General features: G+C 67.1%; 22 protein-coding genes and 6 pseudogenes. 13 read left to right on the top strand and 15 right to left on the bottom strand.

Going from position 1 to position 23,020, the window contains the following annotated elements:
• Positions 1–141 precede the first annotated feature (141 nt).
• Positions 142–613: pseudogene (locus DMA15_RS36210) on the top strand (transposase); the annotation flags it as partial.
• Positions 614–630: 17 nt separating this feature from the next.
• On the opposite strand, the gene DMA15_RS36205 reads toward DMA15_RS36210, so the two are convergent.
• The 8 genes from DMA15_RS36205 to DMA15_RS36175 all read right to left on the bottom strand — a co-directional run bounded on the left by DMA15_RS36205 (position 631) and on the right by DMA15_RS36175 (position 5,629).
• On the bottom strand, positions 631–1,008 hold the full coding sequence (locus DMA15_RS36205) for a hypothetical protein (protein ID WP_125517056.1): 378 nt from the start codon (positions 1,006–1,008) through the stop codon (positions 631–633).
• A 140-nt stretch (positions 1,009–1,148) separates the two neighbouring features.
• Positions 1,149–1,280, bottom strand: coding sequence for a hypothetical protein (locus DMA15_RS38100; protein WP_276314384.1), 132 nt, complete (start codon positions 1,278–1,280; stop codon positions 1,149–1,151).
• A 459-nt stretch (positions 1,281–1,739) separates the two neighbouring features.
• Positions 1,740–2,123: a hypothetical protein gene (locus tag DMA15_RS36200; protein WP_125517055.1), complete on the bottom strand. Its 384-nt coding sequence runs from the start codon at positions 2,121–2,123 to the stop codon at positions 1,740–1,742.
• A 212-nt stretch (positions 2,124–2,335) separates the two neighbouring features.
• Complete coding sequence (locus DMA15_RS36195; protein WP_125517052.1) at positions 2,336–3,421, bottom strand: hypothetical protein; 1,086 nt, start codon at positions 3,419–3,421, stop codon at positions 2,336–2,338.
• A gap of 769 nt (positions 3,422–4,190) precedes the next feature.
• Entirely contained in the window at positions 4,191–4,412 is a 222-nt protein-coding gene (locus DMA15_RS36190; protein ID WP_125517050.1) for a hypothetical protein, read from the bottom strand.
• 298 nt (positions 4,413–4,710) lie between these two features.
• Positions 4,711–4,956 (bottom strand): hypothetical protein, encoded by a 246-nt coding sequence (locus DMA15_RS36185; RefSeq protein ID WP_240660129.1) that lies wholly within the window; start codon positions 4,954–4,956, stop codon positions 4,711–4,713.
• A gap of 47 nt (positions 4,957–5,003) precedes the next feature.
• Complete coding sequence (locus DMA15_RS36180) at positions 5,004–5,195, bottom strand: toxin-antitoxin system HicB family antitoxin (RefSeq protein ID WP_240660128.1); 192 nt, start codon at positions 5,193–5,195, stop codon at positions 5,004–5,006.
• A 251-nt stretch (positions 5,196–5,446) separates the two neighbouring features.
• A complete protein-coding gene (locus tag DMA15_RS36175; RefSeq protein ID WP_125517045.1) occupies positions 5,447–5,629 on the bottom strand; it encodes a hypothetical protein in 183 nt (60 codons plus the stop codon).
• Positions 5,630–5,738: 109 nt separating this feature from the next.
• Here DMA15_RS36175 and DMA15_RS36170 point away from each other — a divergent pair, with 109 nt between their 5' ends.
• Entirely contained in the window at positions 5,739–6,317 is a 579-nt protein-coding gene (locus tag DMA15_RS36170) for a GNAT family N-acetyltransferase (RefSeq protein WP_125517043.1), read from the top strand.
• A gap of 49 nt (positions 6,318–6,366) precedes the next feature.
• Here the strand turns inward: DMA15_RS36170 and DMA15_RS36165 are convergent.
• A protein-coding gene (locus DMA15_RS36165; RefSeq protein ID WP_125518242.1) for an IS5 family transposase occupies positions 6,367–7,247 on the bottom strand; the annotation gives its coding sequence in 2 pieces (ribosomal slippage) (positions 6,367–6,884 and positions 6,884–7,247; 882 coding nt in all).
• Positions 7,248–7,459: 212 nt separating this feature from the next.
• On the opposite strand from DMA15_RS36165, the gene DMA15_RS36160 reads away from it, so the two are divergent.
• From DMA15_RS36160 to DMA15_RS36155, 3 genes and pseudogenes are all read left to right on the top strand, one after another.
• Positions 7,460–8,002 carry an SUKH-4 family immunity protein gene (locus tag DMA15_RS36160; RefSeq protein ID WP_125517041.1) on the top strand — a complete coding sequence of 181 codons (543 nt, stop codon included), beginning with the start codon at positions 7,460–7,462 and terminating at the stop codon, positions 8,000–8,002.
• A 109-nt stretch (positions 8,003–8,111) separates the two neighbouring features.
• Positions 8,112–8,314 (top strand): annotated as a pseudogene (locus DMA15_RS37835) (IS5/IS1182 family transposase); the annotation flags it as partial.
• A 191-nt stretch (positions 8,315–8,505) separates the two neighbouring features.
• Positions 8,506–9,405 (top strand): aldo/keto reductase, encoded by a 900-nt coding sequence (locus tag DMA15_RS36155; RefSeq protein WP_125517039.1) that lies wholly within the window; start codon positions 8,506–8,508, stop codon positions 9,403–9,405.
• A 15-nt stretch (positions 9,406–9,420) separates the two neighbouring features.
• Here DMA15_RS36155 and DMA15_RS36150 read toward each other — a convergent pair whose 3' ends face one another.
• Entirely contained in the window at positions 9,421–10,698 is a 1,278-nt protein-coding gene (locus DMA15_RS36150; protein ID WP_125517037.1) for a competence protein CoiA family protein, read from the bottom strand.
• Between the two features lie 259 nt (positions 10,699–10,957).
• On the opposite strand from DMA15_RS36150, the gene DMA15_RS36935 reads away from it, so the two are divergent.
• Complete coding sequence (locus tag DMA15_RS36935; protein ID WP_164551911.1) at positions 10,958–11,134, top strand: hypothetical protein; 177 nt, start codon at positions 10,958–10,960, stop codon at positions 11,132–11,134.
• Positions 11,135–11,231: 97 nt separating this feature from the next.
• Positions 11,232–11,543 carry a hypothetical protein gene (locus DMA15_RS36145; RefSeq protein ID WP_125517035.1) on the top strand — a complete coding sequence of 104 codons (312 nt, stop codon included), beginning with the start codon at positions 11,232–11,234 and terminating at the stop codon, positions 11,541–11,543.
• A gap of 870 nt (positions 11,544–12,413) precedes the next feature.
• Here DMA15_RS36145 and DMA15_RS36140 read toward each other — a convergent pair.
• Both DMA15_RS36140 and DMA15_RS36135 read right to left on the bottom strand, forming a co-directional pair.
• A complete protein-coding gene (locus tag DMA15_RS36140) occupies positions 12,414–12,695 on the bottom strand; it encodes a tetratricopeptide repeat protein (protein WP_164551910.1) in 282 nt (93 codons plus the stop codon).
• A gap of 977 nt (positions 12,696–13,672) precedes the next feature.
• On the bottom strand, positions 13,673–14,113 hold the full coding sequence (locus DMA15_RS36135; RefSeq protein ID WP_125517031.1) for an ATP-binding protein: 441 nt from the start codon (positions 14,111–14,113) through the stop codon (positions 13,673–13,675).
• Between the two features lie 260 nt (positions 14,114–14,373).
• Between DMA15_RS36135 and DMA15_RS36130 the strand changes: the two are divergent.
• Positions 14,374–15,241, top strand: a pseudogene (locus DMA15_RS36130) (IS5 family transposase).
• 16 nt (positions 15,242–15,257) lie between these two features.
• Here the strand turns inward: DMA15_RS36130 and DMA15_RS37825 are convergent.
• Both DMA15_RS37825 and DMA15_RS36120 read right to left on the bottom strand, forming a co-directional pair.
• Positions 15,258–15,602: a S1 RNA-binding domain-containing protein gene (locus DMA15_RS37825; RefSeq protein ID WP_240660127.1), complete on the bottom strand. Its 345-nt coding sequence runs from the start codon at positions 15,600–15,602 to the stop codon at positions 15,258–15,260.
• Positions 15,603–16,027: 425 nt separating this feature from the next.
• The gene (locus DMA15_RS36120; RefSeq protein ID WP_125517027.1) at positions 16,028–16,663 is read right to left on the bottom strand and encodes a hypothetical protein; all 636 of its coding nucleotides are present in this window, start codon (positions 16,661–16,663) and stop codon (positions 16,028–16,030) included.
• A gap of 483 nt (positions 16,664–17,146) precedes the next feature.
• Here DMA15_RS36120 and DMA15_RS36115 point away from each other — a divergent pair, with 483 nt between their 5' ends.
• The 3 genes and pseudogenes from DMA15_RS36115 to DMA15_RS38175 form a co-directional block, all read left to right on the top strand.
• Positions 17,147–17,683: an aminoglycoside adenylyltransferase gene (locus DMA15_RS36115; RefSeq protein ID WP_125518241.1), complete on the top strand. Its 537-nt coding sequence runs from the start codon at positions 17,147–17,149 to the stop codon at positions 17,681–17,683.
• Between the two features lie 36 nt (positions 17,684–17,719).
• Positions 17,720–18,322, top strand: a pseudogene (locus DMA15_RS38180) (helix-turn-helix domain-containing protein); the annotation flags it as partial.
• A pseudogene (locus tag DMA15_RS38175) lies at positions 18,317–18,853 on the top strand (transposase); the annotation flags it as partial. The pseudogenes DMA15_RS38180 and DMA15_RS38175, both read left to right, overlap by 6 nt.
• A 152-nt stretch (positions 18,854–19,005) precedes the next feature.
• On the opposite strand, the gene DMA15_RS36105 reads toward DMA15_RS38175, so the two are convergent.
• Positions 19,006–19,554, bottom strand: coding sequence for a YciI family protein (locus DMA15_RS36105; protein WP_125518240.1), 549 nt, complete (start codon positions 19,552–19,554; stop codon positions 19,006–19,008).
• Positions 19,555–20,556: 1,002 nt separating this feature from the next.
• On the opposite strand from DMA15_RS36105, the pseudogene DMA15_RS37815 reads away from it, so the two are divergent.
• Together DMA15_RS37815 and DMA15_RS36925 are read left to right on the top strand one after the other, a co-directional pair.
• A pseudogene (locus DMA15_RS37815) lies at positions 20,557–20,664 on the top strand (transposase); the annotation flags it as partial.
• A 1,065-nt stretch (positions 20,665–21,729) separates the two neighbouring features.
• Positions 21,730–22,656, top strand: a complete 927-nt coding sequence (locus DMA15_RS36925) for a hypothetical protein (protein WP_051820119.1) — start codon at positions 21,730–21,732, stop codon at positions 22,654–22,656.
• Positions 22,657–23,020 lie beyond the last annotated feature (364 nt).

Genomic DNA, 23,020 nt, shown 5'->3' with positions numbered 1-23,020 from the left:
TGCGCCCGGTGACGGGGTCCAGCACCGCAACCTTCAGCGGAGACCGGGCAGCGGCCTGAATGCGAGAGAGCCATCCCTGGTTCGGGACCAGGATCGTCAGCTCCGCCAGCCACTCCAGGTCGGGCCGAACCCGACGACCACGCGCTCGGACGCTCGCGCGGCGGCCTGAGCACGAAGGCCCATCTCGCCAGGACCCCCGTGCATGGCCCCTGGCCTCCGCGTCACCGCAGGCCAGGCGGGCGACACCCCGGCCTTCGAGACCGTCATGGCTGCCATCCGCGTTCCGCGAAGCGGTCCCGGACGACCGAGGACCCGCCCAGATGCCGTCCTCGCGGACCGCGCGTACTCATCCCGCGCGATCCGAAGTCACCCCCTCCGCCAACGCGGAATCCGCGCTGTAATCCCCCAGCCCTTGGACCAGGTCGGCCACCGGCTGCGGCGAGACAGTGCCGGAGGTCGACCGCTCGCCTTCGACGCCGAGGCATACAAGCAGGGCAACTCAGTCGAACACTGCATCAACCGGCTCAAGCAGTGGCGCGGCCTGGCCATGCGGATCGACAAGCTCGCCATCGCCTACCAGGCCGCGCTCCGCCTCGCCGCGATCCTCATCTGAGCACGGCGATAGCCCGCTCAGCGATCGACCACCCAGCGTGCGTCCGCAGGCCAAGAGCCCGTGCCAACGATGTGCTCCACGAGCCTGAACGCATCCCGGATGGGGACGGTGTCCTCATCCGGATACTCGTCACCCTGCCCGTTGGAGAGGATGAACCCGTCGCTCGACCCCGCAGTTCCGGGATCCACGGCATGCTCGCCAGGACCACCCTCGCCTTCGAGCAGCACCACCATCGCTCGCTCGGCATTCGTCACGAAGGCCAGCAACCGTCCAGACGAACTGGTCAGCCACGTCTCAAGCTGTCCGCTGTCGATCCTCGACCGAAGAGCCTCCACGACCCCCGCTGACGACACAGGGACAGGGCTGTCGTCATTGATCACCCAAGACTCGATCACGAGCACGACGATCTCACGGACGGATCGAAGACACAGGCCCTAGACCGGCGGCCGCGGGACAGCGTGTTGTACCGGCACAGCCAAGCTCGGGACGCCGTGCTCATCTGTGGCTGCTCGCGGCCCCCTGACGCGAGATCACCTCAGCTGCAGCCCCCCTCGGACGGCCCCTCGGCGACGCGGACGACGTCGCCCTCGGCAAGACTCAGCTGGACGCCGTTGTCGAAGACAATGCCGTAGGGCAACGGCGCGACGTACTGCCTAACCAGCGTCACCCATCCGAGCATCCCCGCGGGCACATCGAAGGGGAGGCAATAGTCAGCCGGCTCCAAGCTCCGGCCTCCCTACGCCTCCAGGCCCTCGTCCGGGTATGCGCCCCGCAACCGACGACTGGCCGCTACCCGGTCACCGAGCTGCAGGGTCGGGGAGTTGGCCCGGACACGCCGGACGGCCGATCCGAAAGCTGCAGCCGCCGCTGCGGCATGAACGGAGGACACTGCGAGCGAGATCGTCTTAGATGAAGACGTGGCGCGGGATCGCCACCCGCTATGACAAGACGCCCGAGAGCTATCTCGCGGCTCTCCACCTCCGCGGCGCGATCGTCTGGATCCGCAGCCTCCGAGCTACTCATGGATTATGACTCCGCACAGACCAGGTGCGCGGGGATGCTGCAGGCCCGTTGAGGCGGTCAGAGTTCTCCTCAACGGGCCCACAGGCGGTACACGACGGTCGGGCTAGCGCGTCGCGTCGCCGCCGCATTCAGACTGTGGCAGGACCTTGTTGTCCTCTCCGAGGGGGGAGTTGGCCAGGCCGTTCCCTGCCCAATAGACCGCTATCGAGGCGCGAGGCTTGCCGTCGGTCGCGGTCACGAAGAACTCGGACACATACCGCTGTCCGCCTGCCGTCTTGCCCTCGACCTCCAGTACGCGGCCACTGGCTGAGTCCTTGCTGGCTCGTACGGCCTTGGAGCGCAGGACCCGCGGCTTGGGCCCAGGCTTGAGACAGAAGTCGTCGGCCTGCTGGCGTACATAGGCGCAGGCCTTCGTCTGAAAGGCGAGTTCTTTGCAGAACTGGCCCGCGCTCAAGTACGGCGCGCGGGAGACCACATGGTCAAGCACCGCGTTCGCCTGCTTCTCGCTGACCGTCCTCTGGGGGACTCGGTCCGTGCTGTTGCTACCGCTGGTGCACGCACTCGTGACCAGGAGCAAGGGCGCGGCCAGGAGGAGGATTCGGGGGCGCATCTACTCTTGCCTCACGGGTTAGTGTAGGGGTGCGGGGCGAGGACTGCCGGGACGTCTTCCCCCTGAGACCACGCAGGTCATTGGGGTGGCTACACGCCCCACCTGACGTTCATCCAGTGCTTCCACTTGGGTCGACCACTGTTCTGGCCCACCTTCACCGCGACCTGGTGCTGCGTGCCGCGGGCGTGGAGTGTCCTTCCCCCCTTCCAGTAGCTGCTCATCTTTCCAGCTTCCGCGTACTTGTAGATCAACTGCTTCTCGCAGAGGTCGAAGCTGGCCGAAACGCTGGTCTTCCACAGCGTGACGCCCACGCTCCTGGACCTGCAGTCGTTCCGTTCCTGGCTGGCGTTCGGCGCCCAGTCCTGCCAGTGGACCTTTGGGCCGGACGGGTTCCGCTTCACGCCGTGCCCGCAAGATCTGATGGAAAAATTGCCGTAGCTGTCACAAGTGCTCATAGCGCGCTTGGAGTAGTAGTTCCACGAGTTGTTCCCGTCGTACTTCTCCACCCAGTTCTGATAGCAGGAATCGTTGTAGGCAGTCGACATCTTCGAGCCGTCGTGCAACTCAACTTTCGCTACTCTGCGCCGGAAGCAGTCGCTGGCAACCTTCTTGGAGTAAGGGCGGGTTGCCGCGGCCGCCTTAGGTGAGGACTCCTGCGAAGCCTCCTCAGGGTCGTCTTGGACGGAGTCGTCGGCATCCGGCGCCTCCTCCCACTCGACACTCAGGTCGCAGCCGTCGGGACTGGCAGGGTCGTCACCCGGATCGACTGGTGTGCCATTCTCCCCATTAAGGGGTTCCACGGTCTCGCCATCACTCATTGTGTAGGTGATGTTGGTGACGCTCTGGGGAGCCACCAGGACTTCGCTGCCTCGTTCCTTGCACACCGAGTCGGGCAAATTCAGCTGAGAGGCGACCTTGGACATGTCGACCTCCAGGACCTTGTAGTCACCTTGCAGGTCGGAAGCCTGAATGTTGGATCTTTTCGCCTTCAATGAACCTTGAGGCTCTCCAGATATTTCGTCGAAATTCCGCTTCGCGAAATCCGTCAATTCCGTTTTGCCAGCCGAGGTTTCGGTGATGTCATCCGTATTCACCCTCGCGATTGGAACGCTGGCGACAGGAACTTCGGCGGACTGCTCTGTCCTGCGGGTGTCCGCCTGGGCGGTCGGATTCACAGTCAGGGCTGTACCAGTTAGAGCGAGAGCGACTGCCGCGACAGCGGCAGACCGTCTGGGCAAGGAGTGAAATGGGCGCACGCGGACTCCAGTCGATGGTGGATTGAGGACGTCGGAGGGTGCCATGAGCACGAGGCGGGGACGTCGGGCACGTTCTGGCGGGCAGCAGGTCAATGTCATGCGCTGCCGTCAGGCGTCGCGTGGTGAGCAGTCGTCACCACGGCCGCAACAGACAGGACGACGGCTTGCCATGCACCTCCCCCATCCCCTCTTCACGGGCACCGCCGGATGATCTTTTGCAGGTCCGAACTTTTTAGTAAAGGTGGAAATGAAGCTATTGGCTAAAAGTCGACCGCGCCCACCCTTTGTGGCACGTTCAACCCTTTCCCGACTTTTCGCTACCCGCTAAGTGTGATTTGCCTGTATTGCCCTGTTAAGGGTTGGTGATCTCGGGGCCCTTGCCGCTTTTGGCTGACGGCGATGACGAGTGACTGGTTCCGAAGGCCTGGCTCGATATGCCTCAGTGTGCGTGTTCTGCCAGCGCGTTGATCATGGCTCCGCACAGGCCCTACCACATGGGAAGACAACTCATCGAGGTCGTCCGCATCACCGATCCCGCCAGGCACCTCAGTTCGGAGGACCCAGCGGGCGACACTGCCGCAATCTGGGCCGGCGACCAAGCCCAGCAGACTCTGGGACCACCCCCGCGCGTGCGGGGAGGTTCCTTCTCGTAGTCCAGGCCTTCCTCGGAGAGGAACACGGCTGGTTCCTACGGTCCCCCATGCTCGGCCGGCCAGGTCATGGGTACCCGGTGTCCGCTGGGCCCCGAGGGGTTGACTTCCAGGCGCGCTTCCACGGTCTGTCCGGTGGCGCGCAGGAGCAGGGCGACTGGCTTGCAGACCTCGGTCAGCGTGACGGCAGGGTGGCTGGTGTCGAGCCACCGGTCGAGCGGACAGGTCAGTTCCGGCCGGGCCGAGACGGTGGTGGTCAAGAGCAGCGGGACGTCGATGTGGATGTCGCGGACGCATTGCAGCAGTTCGTCGGCGGCGGCCGGAGGTTCGTAGGGGCCATCCCCGCGGGCGCGGGGATGGCCCCTCCGACCCGGCCGGGGCTCCCGCCGCGCTACCGGTCGGCCTCGTGTTCGGGCAGTCCAAGATCCCCGCGCATGGTCGCGGCTACGTCCCGGACCGCATGGAGCAGGCCGGCGCCCTCATGCGCGCCGACGGGTGTAGCCGTAGGAAGTTCTGGCCTCGCGGTGACCGCCGCTCGCGGTCAGGTGAGTACGTGTCTCACAGATCGAGAACCGCGCGCAGCGCCTGGTCCACCCGCGCCATCGTTTCGGCGGGCACCACGCCGATGCGGCTCGCGTCCGTGAAGCGTGTCGCGTGCAGCTGCTGGAGGTTCACGGCGACCGCGGTGCACGGCATCGGGTCACCGATCACCACGCTCATCGCCGTGTCGGGGTAGCGCCCGCTCGGATGCAGCACGATCGCGAGTACCGCCTTGAACGACGTCTCCAGACCGTCCAGGGACACGATCAGGACGCTGCGTCCATCGGCCAGAGTCCAGACCTCACCGCGCCTCACAGAGCGTCGCCCTCGCCCGCCAGGTCCTCACCCAGACCCAGCGAGGCGAGCTGCCGCGCGGCATCCAGGGTGGCCTGACGGCGAGCCGCCCGGACGATGTACGCGTTCAGGGACAGGCCCGCGGCCTCGGCACCGGCGCGGATCGAGGGGTCCAGATCATCAGGGATGCGCAGCGTCATCACAGTCATGCCACCATTTTAGCCACCAGAACTGGTGTCCGTGGTGGTGTCGGGCCATGCTCTGCGCTTCACCGCACTCGCCTGGACACCCTGGGCTCCTGGTCCTGCTCGACGTCGAGGGACTCGTCGAGCAGCGTGCGCATGGTGCTCGGCGGACTACCCGGACTCGGCAAGCGGCGCTGACCTCAGCCGCTCAGGCATGTGCGGCACACAGCTGAGGGGACGGTCCCTTACGGGACCACCCCCTCAGTGCTCGCACCTCAATGGGCGCGCGGTGGAGTCATCCGTGCGTGCAGCAGGGTGCCGCGGGTGAGTTCGGTGCCCTGCTTGTGGTCCTCGTTGAGCAGGGCGGTCAGGCCCTTGGGCGCGTTCCAGTGCTCGCGCAGGTTGGGGGTGGCTCCGAGGTCGTCCAGGAGCAGGTTAGAGCCTGTCCGGCGGATCATGCGATCACGCCGAGTCCGGGGATCGAAGGTACGCGAGCGTCAGAGCAGCGCAGGGACCTGCGGAAATGCCGTAGTGCCGCGGAGTGGTCTTCCCCTAGGGTGCGACGGCATGAACCAGGTCTTGCGTAATGTCGTCCGTCCGATACGTCCCACTGAGTGGCGCGAGGCGAAGGAGCTGCGGCTCTTGGCACTGAAGGATCCGGCAGCTCCGATCGCCTTTCTTCAGACGTACGAGCAGGCAGTCGCAGAGCCGGACTCCTTCTGGCAGGAACGGGCCGAGGGGGCGGCCAGCGGGACGCGGGTGCGTCAGTTCGTGGCTGAGGACCGGGACGGGGGCTGGAGCGGCACCGTGACCGTGCTGATCGAGGAGGCGGGCTGCGCCGATGTGTTCGGAGGGGCCGTTCAGCAGCGTCAGGCGCACATTGTCGCCGTCTTCGTTCGGCCCGAGTACCGCGGAAGCGGTGTGATCGACGCACTCTTCGAGGCGGCCGTCGGGTGGGCATGGTCGGTCGCGGAAGTGGCGCGGGTGCGTTTGTACGTCCACGAGGACAACGTCCGGGCCGAGAGCTTCTACCGGCGGTATGGATTCGTTCCCTCCGGAGAGACCATCCCGATGAAGGGAGATCCTTCCAAGGCGGAGCGCGAGATGGTTCTCGACAGGCCCGAGGTGCTGTCCGACATCTCATGAGCCCAGCCAGGGCTGGCTGGAGGCCACGGTGACCGTGCCACGATCCGGATCATGGACGTAGCCAGAGCCGGATCGACGCGACGGTGACGGTGCCGTGGAAGACGTAGGCGCGCTTATCGAACCGTGTTGCGACGGCCTGGGAGTTCTTGAGGGCGTTGATCGCACGCTCAACTTTGTTTCTCCGCTTGTAGATCGACTTGTCGAAGCTGGTGGGTCGACCGCCCTTGCTGCCCCGGCTCTGGCGGTTGGTCCGCTGATTCTTCGGCTCGGGGATGGTGTGCTTGATCTGACGTCGCCGCAGGTAACGACGGTTGCGACGAGAGGAATACGCTTTGTCGCCACTGAGATGGCCGGGCCGGGTGCGGGGCCGTCCGCCACCTGGCCGGCTGACACGGATGCGTTCCATGACGGGGATGAGCTGCGGGGCGTCGCCCCACTGGCCCGGAGTGATCAGCAGGGCCAGAGGACGGCGTCCGCCCTCTCCAGCAAGGTGGATCTTGCACGTCAGGCCGCCCCGGGAGCGTCCGAGTCCCTCATCGGGGCGGTGCTGCCGGGGCGTTGTTCTTTTCCCGGCACCCGCGGGCGTCTTCTGCGGGCTCCGGCGGCGTGCTGGTGGGCCCGACAGGAGGTGGAGTCCACGCTGACCATGGACCAGTCAATACGGCCCTCGGCATCGGCGTCGGCCAGGACGGCCGCGAAGAGTCTGTCACACGTGCCGTCCGCCGACCAGCGTCTGTGCCGCTCGTACACGGTCTTCCACTTGCCGAAACGTGCAGGTAGATCCCGCCACGGCACTCCGGTGCGATTCCGGTACAAGATCCCGTTGACAACCCTGCGATGGCTCACCCACCGGCCGCCCCGCTTACCAGACTTCGGTAGATGCGGCCTCAGCCGGGCCCATTCCTCGTTCGTAAGATCTCCCCGCCCCATGGACATGCCAACGAGTCCCCCCCGGGACAGTCACATGATCCGCCGGACAGGCTCTAAAGACCACTACCCGCCTGGTCACCGAGGCCGGCGGAACCTGGAGCCGATACGCCCCCAGCGACCACTGAGGAGTGTGTCGTCCCCGATGGGGCCACGTGCTTGTCAGCCCTGCTCGATAGGGTCCGCATCGCAGCCAGCTGCGGAAGGACTCTCACATGACAACGTTTGACGAGCTCACTGCCTGGGCCGGCACAGGAAACGTCACGAGGGCAGACTCGGCAGTAGTGTCGGGCTGGCAGATCCGCGAGGATCAGAAGGCGCTACTGGTTGATGTCGGGATCCCCATCGTCGATCAGTTGATCGAGTACGCATCGTTCCAGGTGGAGGCCGCTCCAGCACTCCAGACGTCAGATGGTAGGTCGCTCTACCGCCTCACCCAGAATCACCATGGCGACCTCGTGCCTGGCCTGGAATGGTCGTTCGGCGTCGAACCCGGGACATGTGCGGTCCACTACGTCCTTCCGCAAGGCGAGGCATGGTTCGCCAACTCCTCCATCGACCTGTGGCTGCGGACCCTGCACCACTACGGCCTGCACGTCAGCGAGTCCGAGATCCTCAGCGATCCGGACGACCGCGAGGACGAAGCCCTGGCCGAGCTCAGCACGCTCGCTGACGAACTCAAGAAGATCGATCCACCTGCCTTCGACGGCTACAACGGGTTCACCTGGGCCGACTTCCTCGACCGCTGGCTCTGGTAGTTGCCCGCGGCCGCCACGATCCCCAAGCGATCACTCACCGTGTCCGACGCGTCGAGCGGCTCGCGAATACGCGACACCGCAACATGCGAGCCCACCAGTCCCAAGGCCGAAGGCGTACAGCAACCGTAAGATCCGTGGCTACCTCCGCAAGCGCGGCATCCGGCACGTGATTCCGGAGAAGAAGGACCACCAGGCCGCCCGCCTGCGGCGTGGTTCACGCGGCGGCTTCAGAGCCCCCGGTATGACAAGCGCGGATATGCCTACCTCGGCACCGTCACAGCTGCCGCGCTCCTCATCTGGCTCCGCTCCTGAGCGAGGCGCTCACGGAGTGACGCTTCACCAATAGCAACTCGGAGCACGCAATCAGGATTCCCGGTTGCATTGTGACATTCCCCCGACGCTCCGCGCCTTCCCGCCATCCCTTTCACCTGCGCATACTCCAGGGCCGCCGCGCCTTCAACCGATGCTCGGTGAGGGCCGATCGGATGGAGCTGATGTAGAAGATGACGTCACACACGGTCTCGGCGGCGGCCGCCGGCACGTGGATGCTCGGTGACCTCGAGGTCAACCGGATGGGTCTCGGGGCCATGCGCCTGACCGGCAGCAGCGCCTTCCACCAGGGCACACCCCGCGACCGCAACCAGGCGATCAGCGTGCTCCACCGCGCAGTCGAACTCGGCGTCAACCACATCGACACCGCCGCCTTCTACTTTTCCCGGCTACGCTCCGCCAACGAACTGATCAACTCGGCGCTGGCGCCGTACCCAGACGATCTCGTCATCGCCACCAAGGTCGGCCCGGCCAGGGACGCCAGCGGCGACTGGGTCACCTCAGCACGACCCGACCAGCTGCGCGGCCAGGTCGAAGAGAACCTGCGCCAACTCGGCCGCGACCACCTCGATTTGGTCAACCTGCGCCTCATGGGCCAGGACGACATCAGCGAGCACTTCGGGGCCCTCGCCGAGCTACGCGATGCCGGACTCATCCGCCACCTCGGCATCTCCGGCGCTCGAGCGGAACACCTCACCCAGGCCCAGGTAATCGCACCGGTGGTCTGTGTCCAAAACCGCTACAGCATCGACGCACCCAACGGCGAACAGATGCTCCGCGAATGCGCAGCACGCAGCATCGCGTTCGTGCCCTTCTTCTCCATCGCAGGGAAGGGTCGCGAGGCCGGGGCCGTCCACGCCGAGCACGACGAAGTCCGTGCCCTCGCCGGCGCGCACGGCGTTTCACCCGCGCAGGTCCGCCTGGCATGGATGCTGCAGCAAGGCGCACATGTACTGGCCATCCCCGGAACGGGTAACCCCGAGCACCTCGTCGCCAACGTGGCAGCAGGCGCGCTGCGGCTGTCGGAGGAAGAACTCCAGCTCTTCGATTCGATCGACCGCTCTGCATCATGATGTCGACCGCGGCGATCACTTGAGTAGATCCCAGTACTGGGCTGTGATCGGGGAGGAGACACGCCCTAACGGGGGCGCACTCGAAGTCGGCGTGACGCGTATGAAGGAGCTGCGCCCGGTGACGGGGTCCAGCACCGCAACCTTCAGCGGAGACCGGGCAGCGGCCTGAATGCGAGAGAGCCATCCCTGGTTCGGGACCAGGATCGTCAGCTCCGCCGGCCACTCGACAAGTGCTCCGGGATCAGGGCAGACCACACCCGCCAGGTTGAACCCGCCGCTCTCCCACCGGGGCCGGGCGTAAACGAGCAACCCGTCACCGTGGGCGGGGCTCAGGTTCCCCCACTTGATCGCCTTGCCCGAGGCGGAGCGGACCATCTGCGTGAAGGTCTCCCACACTGCGGGATCCAGGCCCGTCGCCTCGAAGAACCTGGTCAAGCGCCGTATCTCGGCTGCCCTCTCCTCCGCCCGCTCCCGTGCCCCCAGCTCGGCATCCCGGCGGCGTTGGGCGGCCGCGGCGGCCCGCTCCTCGGCGTCCTTTCGGCGGCGCTCGGCGGCAGCTGCCCGCTTGACGGCTTCGGCGTCGGCTTCCATCCGGGCGCGTGCAAGGGCCAGGTCCTCGTACGCGGGAGCCGTCCACCACACCGTTCCGTTCGCTGCGGTGTGGACACGTACCCGCCCGTCGAGGACCCACTTGATCGCATCACCGAGCGGGCAGATGATGTGCACCCACTTCGCCTTCGCCTTCAGCGTGCGCGGCTCCCAGGCGTAGCGCGCCATCCCATGCCACACCGTCCAGGTCTCGCCCCGCTGACTCGGGAAGCGCACCCGCAGCGAGGGCACGACGCGCTCCCACGGCCGGTCCTGCACGGCGACCCAGCACACCGCCACACCGTCCCGGGCGTAGCGGTCCGTACGCATCTGCGCCTCCAGCGCCATGAAGGGGCGGTCGTGCTCGTCGAAGACCATGACCTCGGCCCGCCAGTCCCGGGCCTCGCTGCTCACTTCCAGCTCGGCTCGCCACCCCGCCGCCCGGGCGGACATGGCCAGCTCCAGCTTCAGCAGGTGGTGCTCCGCCGACTCGTTCGCAAGCTCGCAGTCCCGGGGGCGAACCTGGTGGTAGAAGTGCCGGATGACCTGCCGGGAGGCCCGGGCGAAGACTCGCCCGCCGCACTCAGGGCAGGCCAGACGCAGTCCCTTGACCCGGTGGACGTCCGCCCAGACGCGGCCACATCCGAGGTCGTCCATCGACGCGTCCAGCCGACCCCACACCGGGTGTACGGCGGTGTACCCCATCAGCCCCCCTCGCGCGCCCAACGACAACCAGCGTCCCCACGCCGAGACGATCTCGCGCCGTAGATCCAGGAGAAGGGCGGGAACCCAGCGCCTTTCCGGCCGGTCCTGCCCGCCCGCTGCACCGCCCGGCCCTTCACCAGCTCCTTCGCCAGGCGGTGGGCGACCTCTCGCCCGGCCGTGTCCGCTTCGCAGGTCAGGCTCCCTCCCGCGCCGCCGCATCCGCGCGGCCGCGCGCCAACTACAGGGAGAGGGGAAGGCAGTGGAGGCGAGGACGACGGGGGTCCACCGGGAGCGGGCGGAACGCCGGCTGCGTACGCGCGGCACGGACGAGACCCGGGGCGACGGATGGCAGCGCACTGAGGAGGACGAGCAGCTGTTGCGACTGGCCACCCGGTACAGCACGCTGACGCTCCACCAGGCCACGTACGCGTGCTGAGGGGGGGCGACTCGAGGCCGCCCGGCGGCGGGTGCGGCTGATGGTCGAGGACGGGCTGCTGCTCCGCAGCGCGGACGTGCGATGAGCGCGCACCGTCGTGTGGCCCACCGAGCGCGGCGCCCGGATCGCGGGCACCGGCCTGAGCGCCCCGCGGCCGCCGGGCGAGCGGCTGCTTCACCGCCTGGCCGTCGCGGACGCCGGGATCGCGCTGGAGGCGAGCGGGTACACCGTGCTCTCCGAGCGGGAGGTCCACGCCGCCGAAGCCGTGCCCGGCCGCGCGGCGGAACTCCTCGCGGCCCTCCGGGTACCCGGGCTACCCACCGGTGCCCGGCGCGGCGAGACCCTCGCCGTGCCCGTCGGCTCCCGCGCCGTGCACTGGCCCGACCTGATCATGCGAGCCCACCCATAGGTTCCCGATCGCCGTCGAGGTCGAACTCACCCCGAAGACGCCGGCCGCGCTCAGGACGATCCTGCGGGCCTACCGGCAGGCGCAGCGCCGCGTCCTCTACCTGGCCACCGCGCCGGTCGTCGCAGACCGTAGCCGGAAAGCGCCCAGCAGCCGTACAGCCAGGCCGCGCCCGGCTCGTACTTGCTGTCTTCGAACGCCTTGCGCAGCGCCGGTACACCGGCGCCGGCTGCGCCGGCCCCGCATGGCCGACGTCGGGCGTCGCCGCGGTCCAGCCGGGGGCCGCTGTCGGCGACCGAGCGCGCCAGTGGTGCTCTTCGGCAATCGTGCGGCGCCGGGTGAACCGCACAGGGCGCCTGCCCCGCCAGAATGTGCTGGCCGGGGTCATGGCGAAGATGCATGTGCCCTCCAGGCGTATCTGGTCCAGGTGCACGGTCCCGGTGAGCAGGCAACTTGAGAGGTCGATCAACATCGGCGAGGAGCAGGTGGGCCGCATCAACCCCGCGCACTCGCTGTCCCCAACTGGTCCGAATCGCGCGCCCGCGGTCAGCTGATGGCGGCGCGAAGACGGCCACGCAGAGCGCGGTTGCGGTCGATGAACTCCACTCCGTCCGTGTGAGCGTCCTGCGCACACCCCAACGCCAGGGCAACCATCTGGGGAGGAGCTGCCGCCACGTGCTCCGGCGCCCCACGCACGAAGTTCTACGCCTGGGCCGAGTGCAACAACGGCGACATCACCTTCGGTCAGAGTAAGTACGCCAACGGGTCGCAGTCGTACGCCTACTGCGCGGGCAAGGGCGGATTCTCCGGCTATGACGGTTGGGTGGTGTGATCCAGGTGTCCGGCCTGCATCGACGACATTCGGCCGGGTGGTCAGTCGGTCATTGAAGCCGACTTGTCCTCGAGGATGCCGGCCTCCTTCGCACGGTGCTGCACGCGGAAGAGGTCGGTCGCCCGCCTCCACTGGTCCCGGGCCCGGTCGGGGCGACCGAGCGCCAGGTAGACGTCCCCGAGGTGGGCGAGGGTGTTCACTTCCTCGTAGAGGTTGCCGAGATCGTGCAAGGGGACGCGGGCGCGCTCGTAATGGGCCAGAGCTTCATCGTGCTGGCCTGCTGCGTGCGCGATGAAGCCGCGACTGTCCAGAGACACAGTCATGGACCGTGACAGCGGATGGGGATACGGCGATGTCGGCTGGGGAGTCACTGAGGACCCGGGCTGGGGCCTGACCCGGGACATCGGCTAGGGCGTGACGAGCGACTGACCGCCCGGCCTGGTTGCTTCGGACGTTAGGCCGATCCGCCGCCCGAAGAGGCAGAGGAGGACCGACGTCGTGGACAGCGACGTCCTCGACGGCCAAGAGGTCGAGTACGAGGTCGTGCTCCGCTTCCGTCCGGACGGGCTAGCCATCCTCGGTGTCTGGTCCAAGGTCAAGACCGCCGAGACGCTGTTCATACTGGTCAACGTCGGGGAACGCGCGCTCGGCGAACTCGGGACCGGCTCCTGCCGTTGCCCCGCACCTCCACCACGGCGATCAGGCGCCAGGAGCCGCGAGGACCGGCCCATCCGGCCCGTCGACTTGTTGGCGGCCGCGCGGATGCTGGTCTGCTCCATGCGGGCCTCCGCCGACCAGGCCTCCGCCCCGCACGCTTCCCACCTGCGAAAACAGAGTGTGAGTCTGCCAGGTGGCGCCCGGCTGTGTTCTACGGGTGAGCCTTCTTCAATCGGGTGTACTCCTTGGCCAGTTCGACCCGGGCGCGGTGCGGACCGCCCAACGTGGTGCACCGCTCCTCGGGTTCTGACCGCCGTCAGGGCAGGTCACCTCGTACACCCGCCACGGCCGTCGCGACCGTTGCTGCTCCCTGCGTTCGTCGATGATCGGCTTCAGCCGCTCGTCGTGCGGCACCCGCCGCATCTCACCGGGCATGGTGTCGACGGCGCATTGCTGGCCGCTGTTCACCCCGCAGCACGGGCAGCGCCTCTCCAGCCACCCCTTCCGGGTAACTTGCCGATGGAGCTGCGGAAGCCGCTTGCCTCCGACAGGGGCCGGGGCGGCTCGCGAGCAAGACGTCCCGCCCCGCTCTTCGGCAGGCACGCTTCGCGTCCCCTGTCTGCCGGATCTGGAGTTGTTATCGTCATCGCCAGGGGAGGAATGCGTACACGGTCTTGCCCACGTCTTCCGGCAGGGTGATGGTCTGCTCGGCGATGGCGTTGATCAGGTGCCATCCGATGCCGCCCCGACCGGTGAGATCGGAAAAGCGGGGCTCCGGCGTTGCGGGGCTGGTATCACTCAGAGCGACCTCGATGGTATCGGCCAGTACGCAAAGCCGGAGGCTGAAGGGGCCGGGCGCATACGTGAAGGCATTGGAGGCCAGTTCGGTGACTACCAGCAGTACATCGTCGTAGGCCTCAGGTGGGGTCGGCGGCTTCACCCGTACCAGAGCGCAAAGAAAGACGGCTGCCCTCTGGCGTGCCTGGGTCACATTGCTCAGTTCTCCCGCGAAATTCCAGGTCCGTTCGATGGCCAAGGCGTTCAGGTCGGCTTCGTCTTGCAGGTGTTTCCGTTCGGCGTCCATGGCACTCCGTCTCGTGGGGCTCCGAAGGGCTGTTTCTGCGGGTTTCCGATCTCCGGACGGGCATGTCTGTCTTCTGCATGTTCGTGGGCACAGGCGGCGTGCCGAGGCCTGTCAGGACCTGAGCACAGCGAGGTGCACCGACATGGGGAGGTACGGAACGGGCTTGACCGGCGCCCGTACCGCAGCCGGCGAGACCGCCCTTCCTAGGACTTGTCCGGGCGATCATGTGACTGCTGAGTGTCCGGGTTGTTGGTGCGGGCATGGGGCGGGGTGATCTGACGGATGCGGAGTGGGCACGGCTGGCTCCGTTCCTGCCGGTCAGCAGCGGCCGTTGTGGCCGGTGGCGGCATCACCGGCAGGTGATCGACGGCATCCTGCACCGGGTGCGGACCGGTGTGCAGTGGCGCGACCTTCTTTCGCGGTTCGGCCCGTGGAAGACCGTCTATGAACGCCACCGGTTGTAGTCGGCCGACGGAACCTGGGAGCGACTGCTGCAGCGGGTACAGGCCGCGGCTGATGCTGCCGGTGAGATCGACTGGGACATCCCGGTGAATTCCACGATCGTGCGTGCGCATCAGCACGCGGCCGGCGCCCGCACCGATCCGCCGCCGACGCCGACGTCAAAGGGGGCCGAAGTGGCGGAACACCAGGCCGGAACGCCGTGGCAGAGCCTCGTGGCTCGGCTGATGGAGGTGGCACAGGAGGCGAGGGCTTGGGTCGCTCGCGCGACGGGTTCACCAGCAAGCTCCACCTGAGCGCCGACGGACACTGCCGCCCGCTGCCCCTGGCCGTCACCGGCGGGCAACGAGCGGAATGTACCCAGTTCGAGCCGGTCCTCGAGAAGATCCGAGTTCCTCGCCCGGGGCTGGGCCGACCGCACAGCAGGCCGGACAGCCTCGCCGCGGACAAGGCCTACAGCCGACAGCCAAGCCGCCCGTCGGCGCAGAGGCTCACGCGGCGGACGACCGTCGAGCTTCGGCGAAGAGCGGTACAAGAAGCGCAATACCGTCGAACGGGCGATCAACAGGCTCAAGCAGGCCCGGACGGCGGCCACTCGCTACGACAAACGCCGCTACGTCTACCTCGGCACTGCCACCGTCGGCCCTGGCCGTATGGCTCCGCACCTGATGGATCTGGGGAAGTTCTAGGTGCCGCTTGCGGCTGCCAGGACAACACGGGTCCATTCCAGATCGACGGCGACTACCCGCACCGATATGGGTTGGCCCTCGCGGACACTCTTCGCCATGTCCGCGACCGGCTCGGTGAGCGGAACGAGCCCTTCGACGCAGTCGGCCACGCGCACGAAGAAGCCGATCGGCGCGATCTTCGTGACGCGTCCGGCGACAGTCTGACCGACACGCTCCACGAACCGAGGGAGCAAGTCCTCGTGCTCCGCCCACTCACGGAGCATGATGCCCACCTGTTGATTGTGCTCGGCATGCCAGACCACCTCGCCGGTGACGCGCTGTCCTACGGGCGGCAGTTCCATGCACGTGGGCATCCTGTCGACTCTGGCCAGGCCAACGGCTTCAGGCCGGCCGTCGACGGAGAGGAAGACGCCGAAGGGCTGTCTACCGATGACCTCACCGGTGATCGAGGTACCGACAGGCAGAGAGCGAACCGTCTCAGACCAGGCCGCAGCGGCACCGGCTGCTTGGCATCTGCCGTTCTCGGAAGGCCACGAGTACTCGCCCACGCGCTGATCATGGCACGCAAAAACTGCCTCCCGAACGGTGCCGGTGCGCCGCTTCGGCTTCTTCGTCTGGGCGGCGCCGTTCTTTCGGAGCCGGGGGCGCCTGCAGGACCGCGCAGGCAGGGCCCGAGTCGCGCAGGAGCCGCTCAATCCCAAATGGGCATGTGGCCATGCCGAGCTCGCAGGAACGCCCACCAAACGTCAGACGCCTGAACCGTTGCTCAGTTGGTGGGTGTCTGAGGCTGCTGCGTGTCGGAAGGCTCTGCAGCTTGGGCAACTGCAGTGTAGAAGACCGAGGAACCTTGCCTGGTTCGCTCAGCCCGCCCCTTGGCGACCAAACCTTCCACCGTGGTGCGTACGACGGTGGCCTTGATGTTGCGATCAGGATGGGCCTTGGCGAGCGCGGTGGTGATCTCGGCGGTGGAGCGCGGTTCGCTCTGCTGGCCAAGGTGGGCGCTGATCAGCTCGACCAATGTGGATCCTCCCTCCGGCGCGCTCGGCTTGTTCACAGCTGCCTTAGGTGTCTTCTGGGCCGTATTGGTCCGGGTTCCGGCGCCTGCGGGGCTCTTCGCGCGGGCCTCACCAGACTTACTCGCGTGTGCTCGTTGGGCAGGCACCTGCTTCTTGCGGATCGACGGCTTCTTGGCGCCAGACGCAGACGTGTGAGAGGTCTCGAGTGCTTGCTGCACGTTCTCCAAAACCCTGCAGTCCCTCTGCAACACTTCCAACTTCTCCTGCAGTGCCGCCATCTCCGCCTCAATGCGTTCCTGCTCCTTGCGGTTTGATTCCAAATCCTCGGCCACCTGGGCGGCGTACTGGGCCTGGACACCGGCGGTTACCGACTGGACATTTGCCATAACAGTGGCCTTTCGATAGGAACTGGCGTAGCTGCGGGCCGCGGAGCAAGGGCAGCGGCTTCTCACTTCAGGGGTCCTGATGAACGCCTCTGATCCCTTGCTGTCTGGCTCGCGGCGACGGTAACCCCTGTGCAGAGGTGAAGCGTACGTGCTGAGGACCGCAGGCGGGTATGCAAAGGCACAGCCTCACCCTCCTCTCGAAGGGAACCGGGAATGAGACTGCCTTCAGAGCACAGGGCCGTTGCGCCAGTCAGGATCCCTTCGAGCGGGGCCGATGCGCCTGCCAGGGGTAGGGCACTGGTCTGTCTTTCGGGAGCGGCTTTTTTCCGCCGGCGCCGATCCGGCGACCGCGGTTCGCACATGTACACGCTCTTTTCCAGATCCCGACCAACTAGTGCCGTGTCAGGCAACGTTCACCCGCCCTGTGGGGACAAACGATGTGCTGGGTATGGCGGTTGCCGCGTAGCCTGCCTGGCTGTGGATATGGGACGTGCTGATCGACAGCTTCGCCTGATCGCTGAGGCCATGGAGGTCGCAGGAGCTCTTGGGGTTGCGGTGTGGCTTCGCGGTGGATGGGCCATGGACTTCTTCCTCGGCGAGATCACGCGAGACCATGAGGACATCGACTGGTTCGCTTGGGCGGACGATGCCGGGGCCTTGGCGGAAGGCTTGCTGCTGCATGGTCATCAACCGGTCCCAGGACCGCCGCCTGACCTGCAGCTCGATTTCGCCAAGGACGGGCTGGAGAACAGCTTTACGCTCCTGGACCGGGATACGGCGGGCCGTGTGGTGGTTGCCGGGGGCCCGTGGGCCGGTACGCCCTGGCCTGAGGGAATGCTCGATGCCGGGCTGGGCCGTATAGGTGGTCTGCAATGTGCTGTCGTCAGTCCGCAGGCCCAGATCGAGATCAAACGGATGATGCCCACCTGGGATCCCTCCCGGCCTCGACGGTCCAAGGACGCCGAGGACATCGCCCAGCTGGAGGCAGCCCTCCGCGCACGGGGCAAGCATCCTGAGTGAGGTTCCTGGGCGTCGACCGTCCGTTACCGTCGGGCAGTGGCAGAGCGAGTACGTGTCCGTGAGATGGATGACGACGAGGGACGGCGGCTACTGCGGATCATCCGCAGGGGCACCGGGTCGGTGGTGACCTGGCGACGGGCCCAGATGGTGCTGCTGTCCGCGCAGGGCATGCCGATGGTGAAGATCGCCGAGGTGTCGTTCACCGGCGATGACCGGGTCCGGGACGTGATTCACAACTTCAACGCCGACAGCTTCGAGTCGCTGTATCCGAAGCACTCCGGAGTCCGTCCCAAGACCTTCACGCTGCCTGAGCGGCGCGAGATCAAGAAGATCGCCAAGTCCAAGCCGACCGAGCACGACCTGCCGTTCTCGACCTGGAGCCTGACCAAGCTGGCGGACTTCCTGGTTGCCGAGGGAGTGGTCGACGACATCAGCCACGAGGGCCTGCGCAGCCTGCTCCGCGAGGAAGGCGTCTCCTTTCAGCGCCTGAAGACCTGGAAGACCTCCCGCGATCCGGAATACACGACGAAGAAGGCCCGCGTCGAGCACTTGTATGCGATCGCCGACGGCGAGGTCATACCCGAGGAGCACGAACCCGACATCGTCTTCTGCATGGACGAATTTGGCCCGCTCAACCTGAGGCCCACGATGCGGCAGCTCGCACCGCTCTTCGGGATCTCCTCGGCCACGGTCTGCCGGGTCATTCAGCGCCTGCGGCCGCTGCTGGCGTTGGCGCTGGCCCCGCGGCCGGTCGTCGACGTGGACCGGTTGTGGATCGTGGACGGAACCTCGATCCCTATGCGTGATCGCACGGTTGGCGCCTCGTCGAGGAACTACCGGTTCTCGGCGAACGTGCAGGTCATCATCGACGCCGACACCCGACTGGTCGTCGCGACCGCCCGCCCGGCGCCGGGGAACAAGGCTGACGCTCATGTCTGGCGTGAGTCGGATCTGTCGGCCGCGGCAGCCGGGAGGACGGTCATCGCGGATGGCGCCTACCTCGGCACCGGTTTGATCGTCCCGCACCGCAGAAGGGCTGGACGGCCTCTCCTGCGTGGCCAGGAGGAGGACAACGCCGATCACCGCCGGGTCCGGGCCCGCGTCGAGCACACCTTCGCCCGCATGAAGAACTGGAAGATCCTCCGCGACTGCCGCCAGAAAGGAGACGGCGCGGCATCACCCCTGCCCGGGTGGTCTCCAGGTGCAACGCCCCAAAACTCCACCGGCCCGTCCACCAGCGGACCGCCCGCAGCGCCACCGTCACCGCTCCTATCCCGGGTCAATGTGGTCCGGAGATGACATCAATCCGACGCCTTCTCGGCTCATCGACGTCCACCGAACTCCCAGTCGTGGACCTCGATGTCCGCGTACCGGTCCGCAGTCAGGACGGCTCGTGCCGTGTCCATATCCGGGGCCCTGAGCAGCACCGCCGTACCCAGCCAGGTGTCGCCGTCGTCGGACAGCAGCGGCCCGTACGCGACCAGGTCGTCCCGGTCGTGCGGCAGGGCGAGGTCGGCGGCCGGGCCCTCGCCGAGGCCGAGCACCAGGTACCGCTTGTCATCGGTCCGGGCACCTGGGAAATCCCACATGGTGCGCCCCAGCACGTTGCGCCACCGGCGCAGGAGCACATCCCGGTACGCACCGGCCTGGTAGTTGGGCTCGTCGAAGGCGAACGCGCGGGCGGCGGCGGGATCGGGCAGGTCGACGATGTGCACGCTGCCGGTGGGGGTTTCACCATCATCGGCGAAGGTCGGGCCGCGAGCGATCAGCTCCTTCGCGTACCGGTCCATGTAGGACCAGTGCTCCTCCACCAGCTCCTCGCGTAACGCGAGGGAGCCGGGCCGGTCACGGTGGTAGCAGAAGAACTCCATAACCACAGACCCTTCCCCATCAAAGACACCATCTCAACTGGCTTTTAGCGACGATGACCAGCGCTCGCAACCAGGCTGCATTCCGTGAAACGGCGTAGCCGTCACAGCCACGCCGTCACAACCAAGCGGGTTGCCAACACGGCCGCCCCGCAGCCGAATGACTGAAACAGCATCCGGCGCCAACATCCCTAGCTCAGAACGGCCCACAGCCGCCCAGGGCCATTTCGTGCCCAACCGCGTCGAGGGCGGTGGGAGCGGCCTTGACCAGACCGGGCGGGGCCGCGGTTGGCTGGGGCCCCAGTCATCCAGGAAGAGCCACCGGCCCATGCCCGGTTCAGTCACGGGGACGCTGAGCAGGTGTTCCACGCGGGTGCCGCAGCGCGCCGCCGCCCGCGCGGCCGAGCTGCCCACGCCGCGTCGCCTCGGCATAACGAACCACTGACCTGCCAGGTCACATGCCCACCCCAAGCCCGCTGGCCATGTCCCGGCCTTCAAAAAGCGGGCCGCTCGTCCAGGCACCGCCGCATACCAACGATCGGCGGAAATGCTCCGAGCGCAGTAGAGATGACACGACCTGAACACCACGGCCCGCTACCTGACAAACCTGCAGGTCAGACTCACAGGCCAGGACCAGCTTCCACGCTCGCCACGGCTACCGAAGCACCAGCACCGTCTGACCATAACCACACATCAAAACTGATCAACCCAGGCCAGAGCACCCGCTCCGGATCACAAACACTGCTCCTGGACATCGCCGCCCTCGCCAAACTGGGCATGGACTGGGCATGACGGTCCGGCGCTGAGCCGGAGTATGCGAGACCCCGGTGCCGCAATGGTCCCGGTCGACGGCGGCGAGGACCAGGCGCTTCAGTTCGTCCGGCTTCAGCGCCTCCCCCTCCCACTGCACCGGGCGGCGGGGATCGAAGCCGTAGCGGCGGGCGAAGGCCGGCCATCGCGGGTCGCCGTGCTTGCCTCGGTCGCGGGCAACTCGTAAGCGCGGACCTGCTCTGTGTGCTGCAGTTCCTGCTCGGTCTGCCGGACCGGCAGACGGCCGAGGCGGTCCGCTGCCGCATCGACTTCAAATACGCCATAGCCACGGAGCTGGACGATCGGCTTCCACAGCGTGCGGCCGCGCCGGAGGGCCGGGAGGCATGCGAGGCGGCCCGCTGGGCCGCCGGGGCGAGGAGGCCATGGACCGCATCAACGACGCCTTCGGTCGCGCACCCATATCGCCGTCGTACCACCCGGGTTGTTCGCCCGCGCGAGCGGCGCAATCAGAGGCGGAACGTGCTCACCGGAACGCGGGAGGGACAACGGGCACCTCGACAGCCGTATCGGTCATCGGAACCACCCGAGCATGCCTGCCGATCACGCTGCCGCACCGGGAAACTCCAAGATCCCCGACAGAGTCAAACTAGTAATCCAGCAGCATTTCGATTCCTGGGCTGGCAATTGCCATCATCCTGCTATGGAGGGGATACATGGAATTTCTGCCTGGGTGATGAGTCGGAGTCGGTAACCAGAGTCAGGGCATCGATCCGTCCGGCATCTCGTCCCGACTTTCGCTGCTGGTGCCGCTTGCTCGGCCCTCATCCCCAGCATTTTTGGGCGTAATTGCGTCTGGGATGCATGAGGAGTACGCTTTCCCGTCAAGACGGGGGTCGCATATGCCGAGACCTCTTTGGATCCGGCCAACTCCGTGCACGCCAGGGGCGGACGAGCCGTCGTTGTCTCACCTCGCCCTACCCGCGTCGACCTCGCGTGATGCGCCTCGACAGGTCCTGGGTGGCAGAGGTCCCAAGTGTCTTCGGCTGCCGATAACCAGAACCTGCAGTTCAGAGCCCGCAGGAGCCAGAAACTTCAAAATGGCGACTTCGCGTCAGTACCGGTCGGCCCCATCGGTGAATATCGGCTAAACGAAATTTTGAGGGGATTTTCCCTCCGGTGGATTACGTAGGGCCCTGTCAGGTGATTGTTGACGGAAATCGCACACCTTGTTCTATTACAAATATCTGGACATGCGTGTCGTATGGAAGTAGCGCGTAATCCTCGGACTGCCACACGGCATGCGGCGCAGACAAATGTTTCGAGGGAAATTAATCTTTTTAGGTGCCTTGCCGGCCTGATTTCGCGCCCAGGATCGACCCTTGCTTCACCTGAGCCAGAGGAAACACCGTGAACCGGAAACAGACCACCGCTCTCCTCGCCCTCCCGACCCTCTTCACCGGAGCAGCACTCTTCTTCGGCGCCCCTGCCGGGGCCTCTGCCCTGGCCTGTACCGCGGGCACTGCGGGCATTGCGGGTGCCAACGGCACCGCCGCCCACCCTGCGGGCTTCCCCGGCACCGCAGGCGGTGCTGCGACCGGAACGGGCAACTGCGCGGGCGGTGCCGGCGGCCCCGGCGGCAACGGCTTCGCCAACGGGGTCGGCGGTGCGGGCGGTAACGGCGGGATCGGCGTAGGCAGCGGATCCGGCGGTGCAGGTGCCACCGGTGGCACTGGTGGCTCAAGCGGCGCGACCGGCGGTAACGGTGGCACCGGTGCCTCCGGCGGCCTCAACGGCGCGGGTGGTGCGGGCGGTGCGGGCGGTGCGGGCACCAACGCCGCTGCGGGCGGCATCGGAGGTGCCGGCGGGAACTCCGGCGCCAGCGCCGGAGCCGGCGGCCAGGGCGGCCTGGGTGGCGTCGGTGGATCGAGCGGTGGTGCGGGCGGTAACGCGGGCAACGGCGGCATCGGCCACGGCGGCGGAAAGGGCGGCAACGGAGGCGCCGGCGGCACCAACGCCTCCGGCAACGGAGGTAAGGGCGGTAATGCCGGGAAGGGCGGCAACGGCAGCTCCGGCGGTGCTTACCCCGGTGGCGCCGCGGGCATTGGCGGAGCCGGTGGTGTGAGTTCTGGAGGGATCACCAACTCGGGTGGCAACGGAGGCACCGGCGGCAATGGCGGTGTGAAGTCGGGTGCCAGCGTTGATGGCACCTGCGGGATCGGCGGCGCCGGCGGCAACGCCACGGGGGGCATGCTCTTCCGTGGCGGGACCGGTGGAACGGGCGGAACGTTCGGCGCGGGCAGCCCCTGCGCGAGCGGCGCCAACGGAACACCGTGACCTTGCCCCACCCAGGTGGCCCGCCCCTCACGCCCTCAGACCACATGGCGCGGTCTCAGGACGTGATGGGTGCACCCTGACGTCCGCCCCTGAGAGTCTGAGGACTGACTCTCAGGGGCGGCGTGCACCCGGGGCTGCCACTCGCACGACCGCAGGCCTCACCAGCCGCCCACCGGCCCGGCAGCGCGCAACTCTGCCCCTTCCCGCCGCGTAGTGGCGGCGCGACGCCTCTAAACAAGGGACACAACCGCCGTCTGCTCCCCCCGTGGTGCTCCGCCGTTGCCCCGCCTGCTCCCCCGGGGACAGTGGCCGTAGCCCCAGCGGGAGGCCTGCTTCTGGGTGGTGATGAGTGGCGAGCCATCGA

It is taken from the genome of Streptomyces sp. WAC 01529 (assembly GCF_003945545.1).
Taxonomy (GTDB): domain Bacteria; phylum Actinomycetota; class Actinomycetes; order Streptomycetales; family Streptomycetaceae; genus Streptomyces; species Streptomyces anatolicus.
The sequence above is the reverse complement of the archived record's forward strand: the minus strand, read 5'-3'. Positions and strand labels throughout refer to the sequence as shown.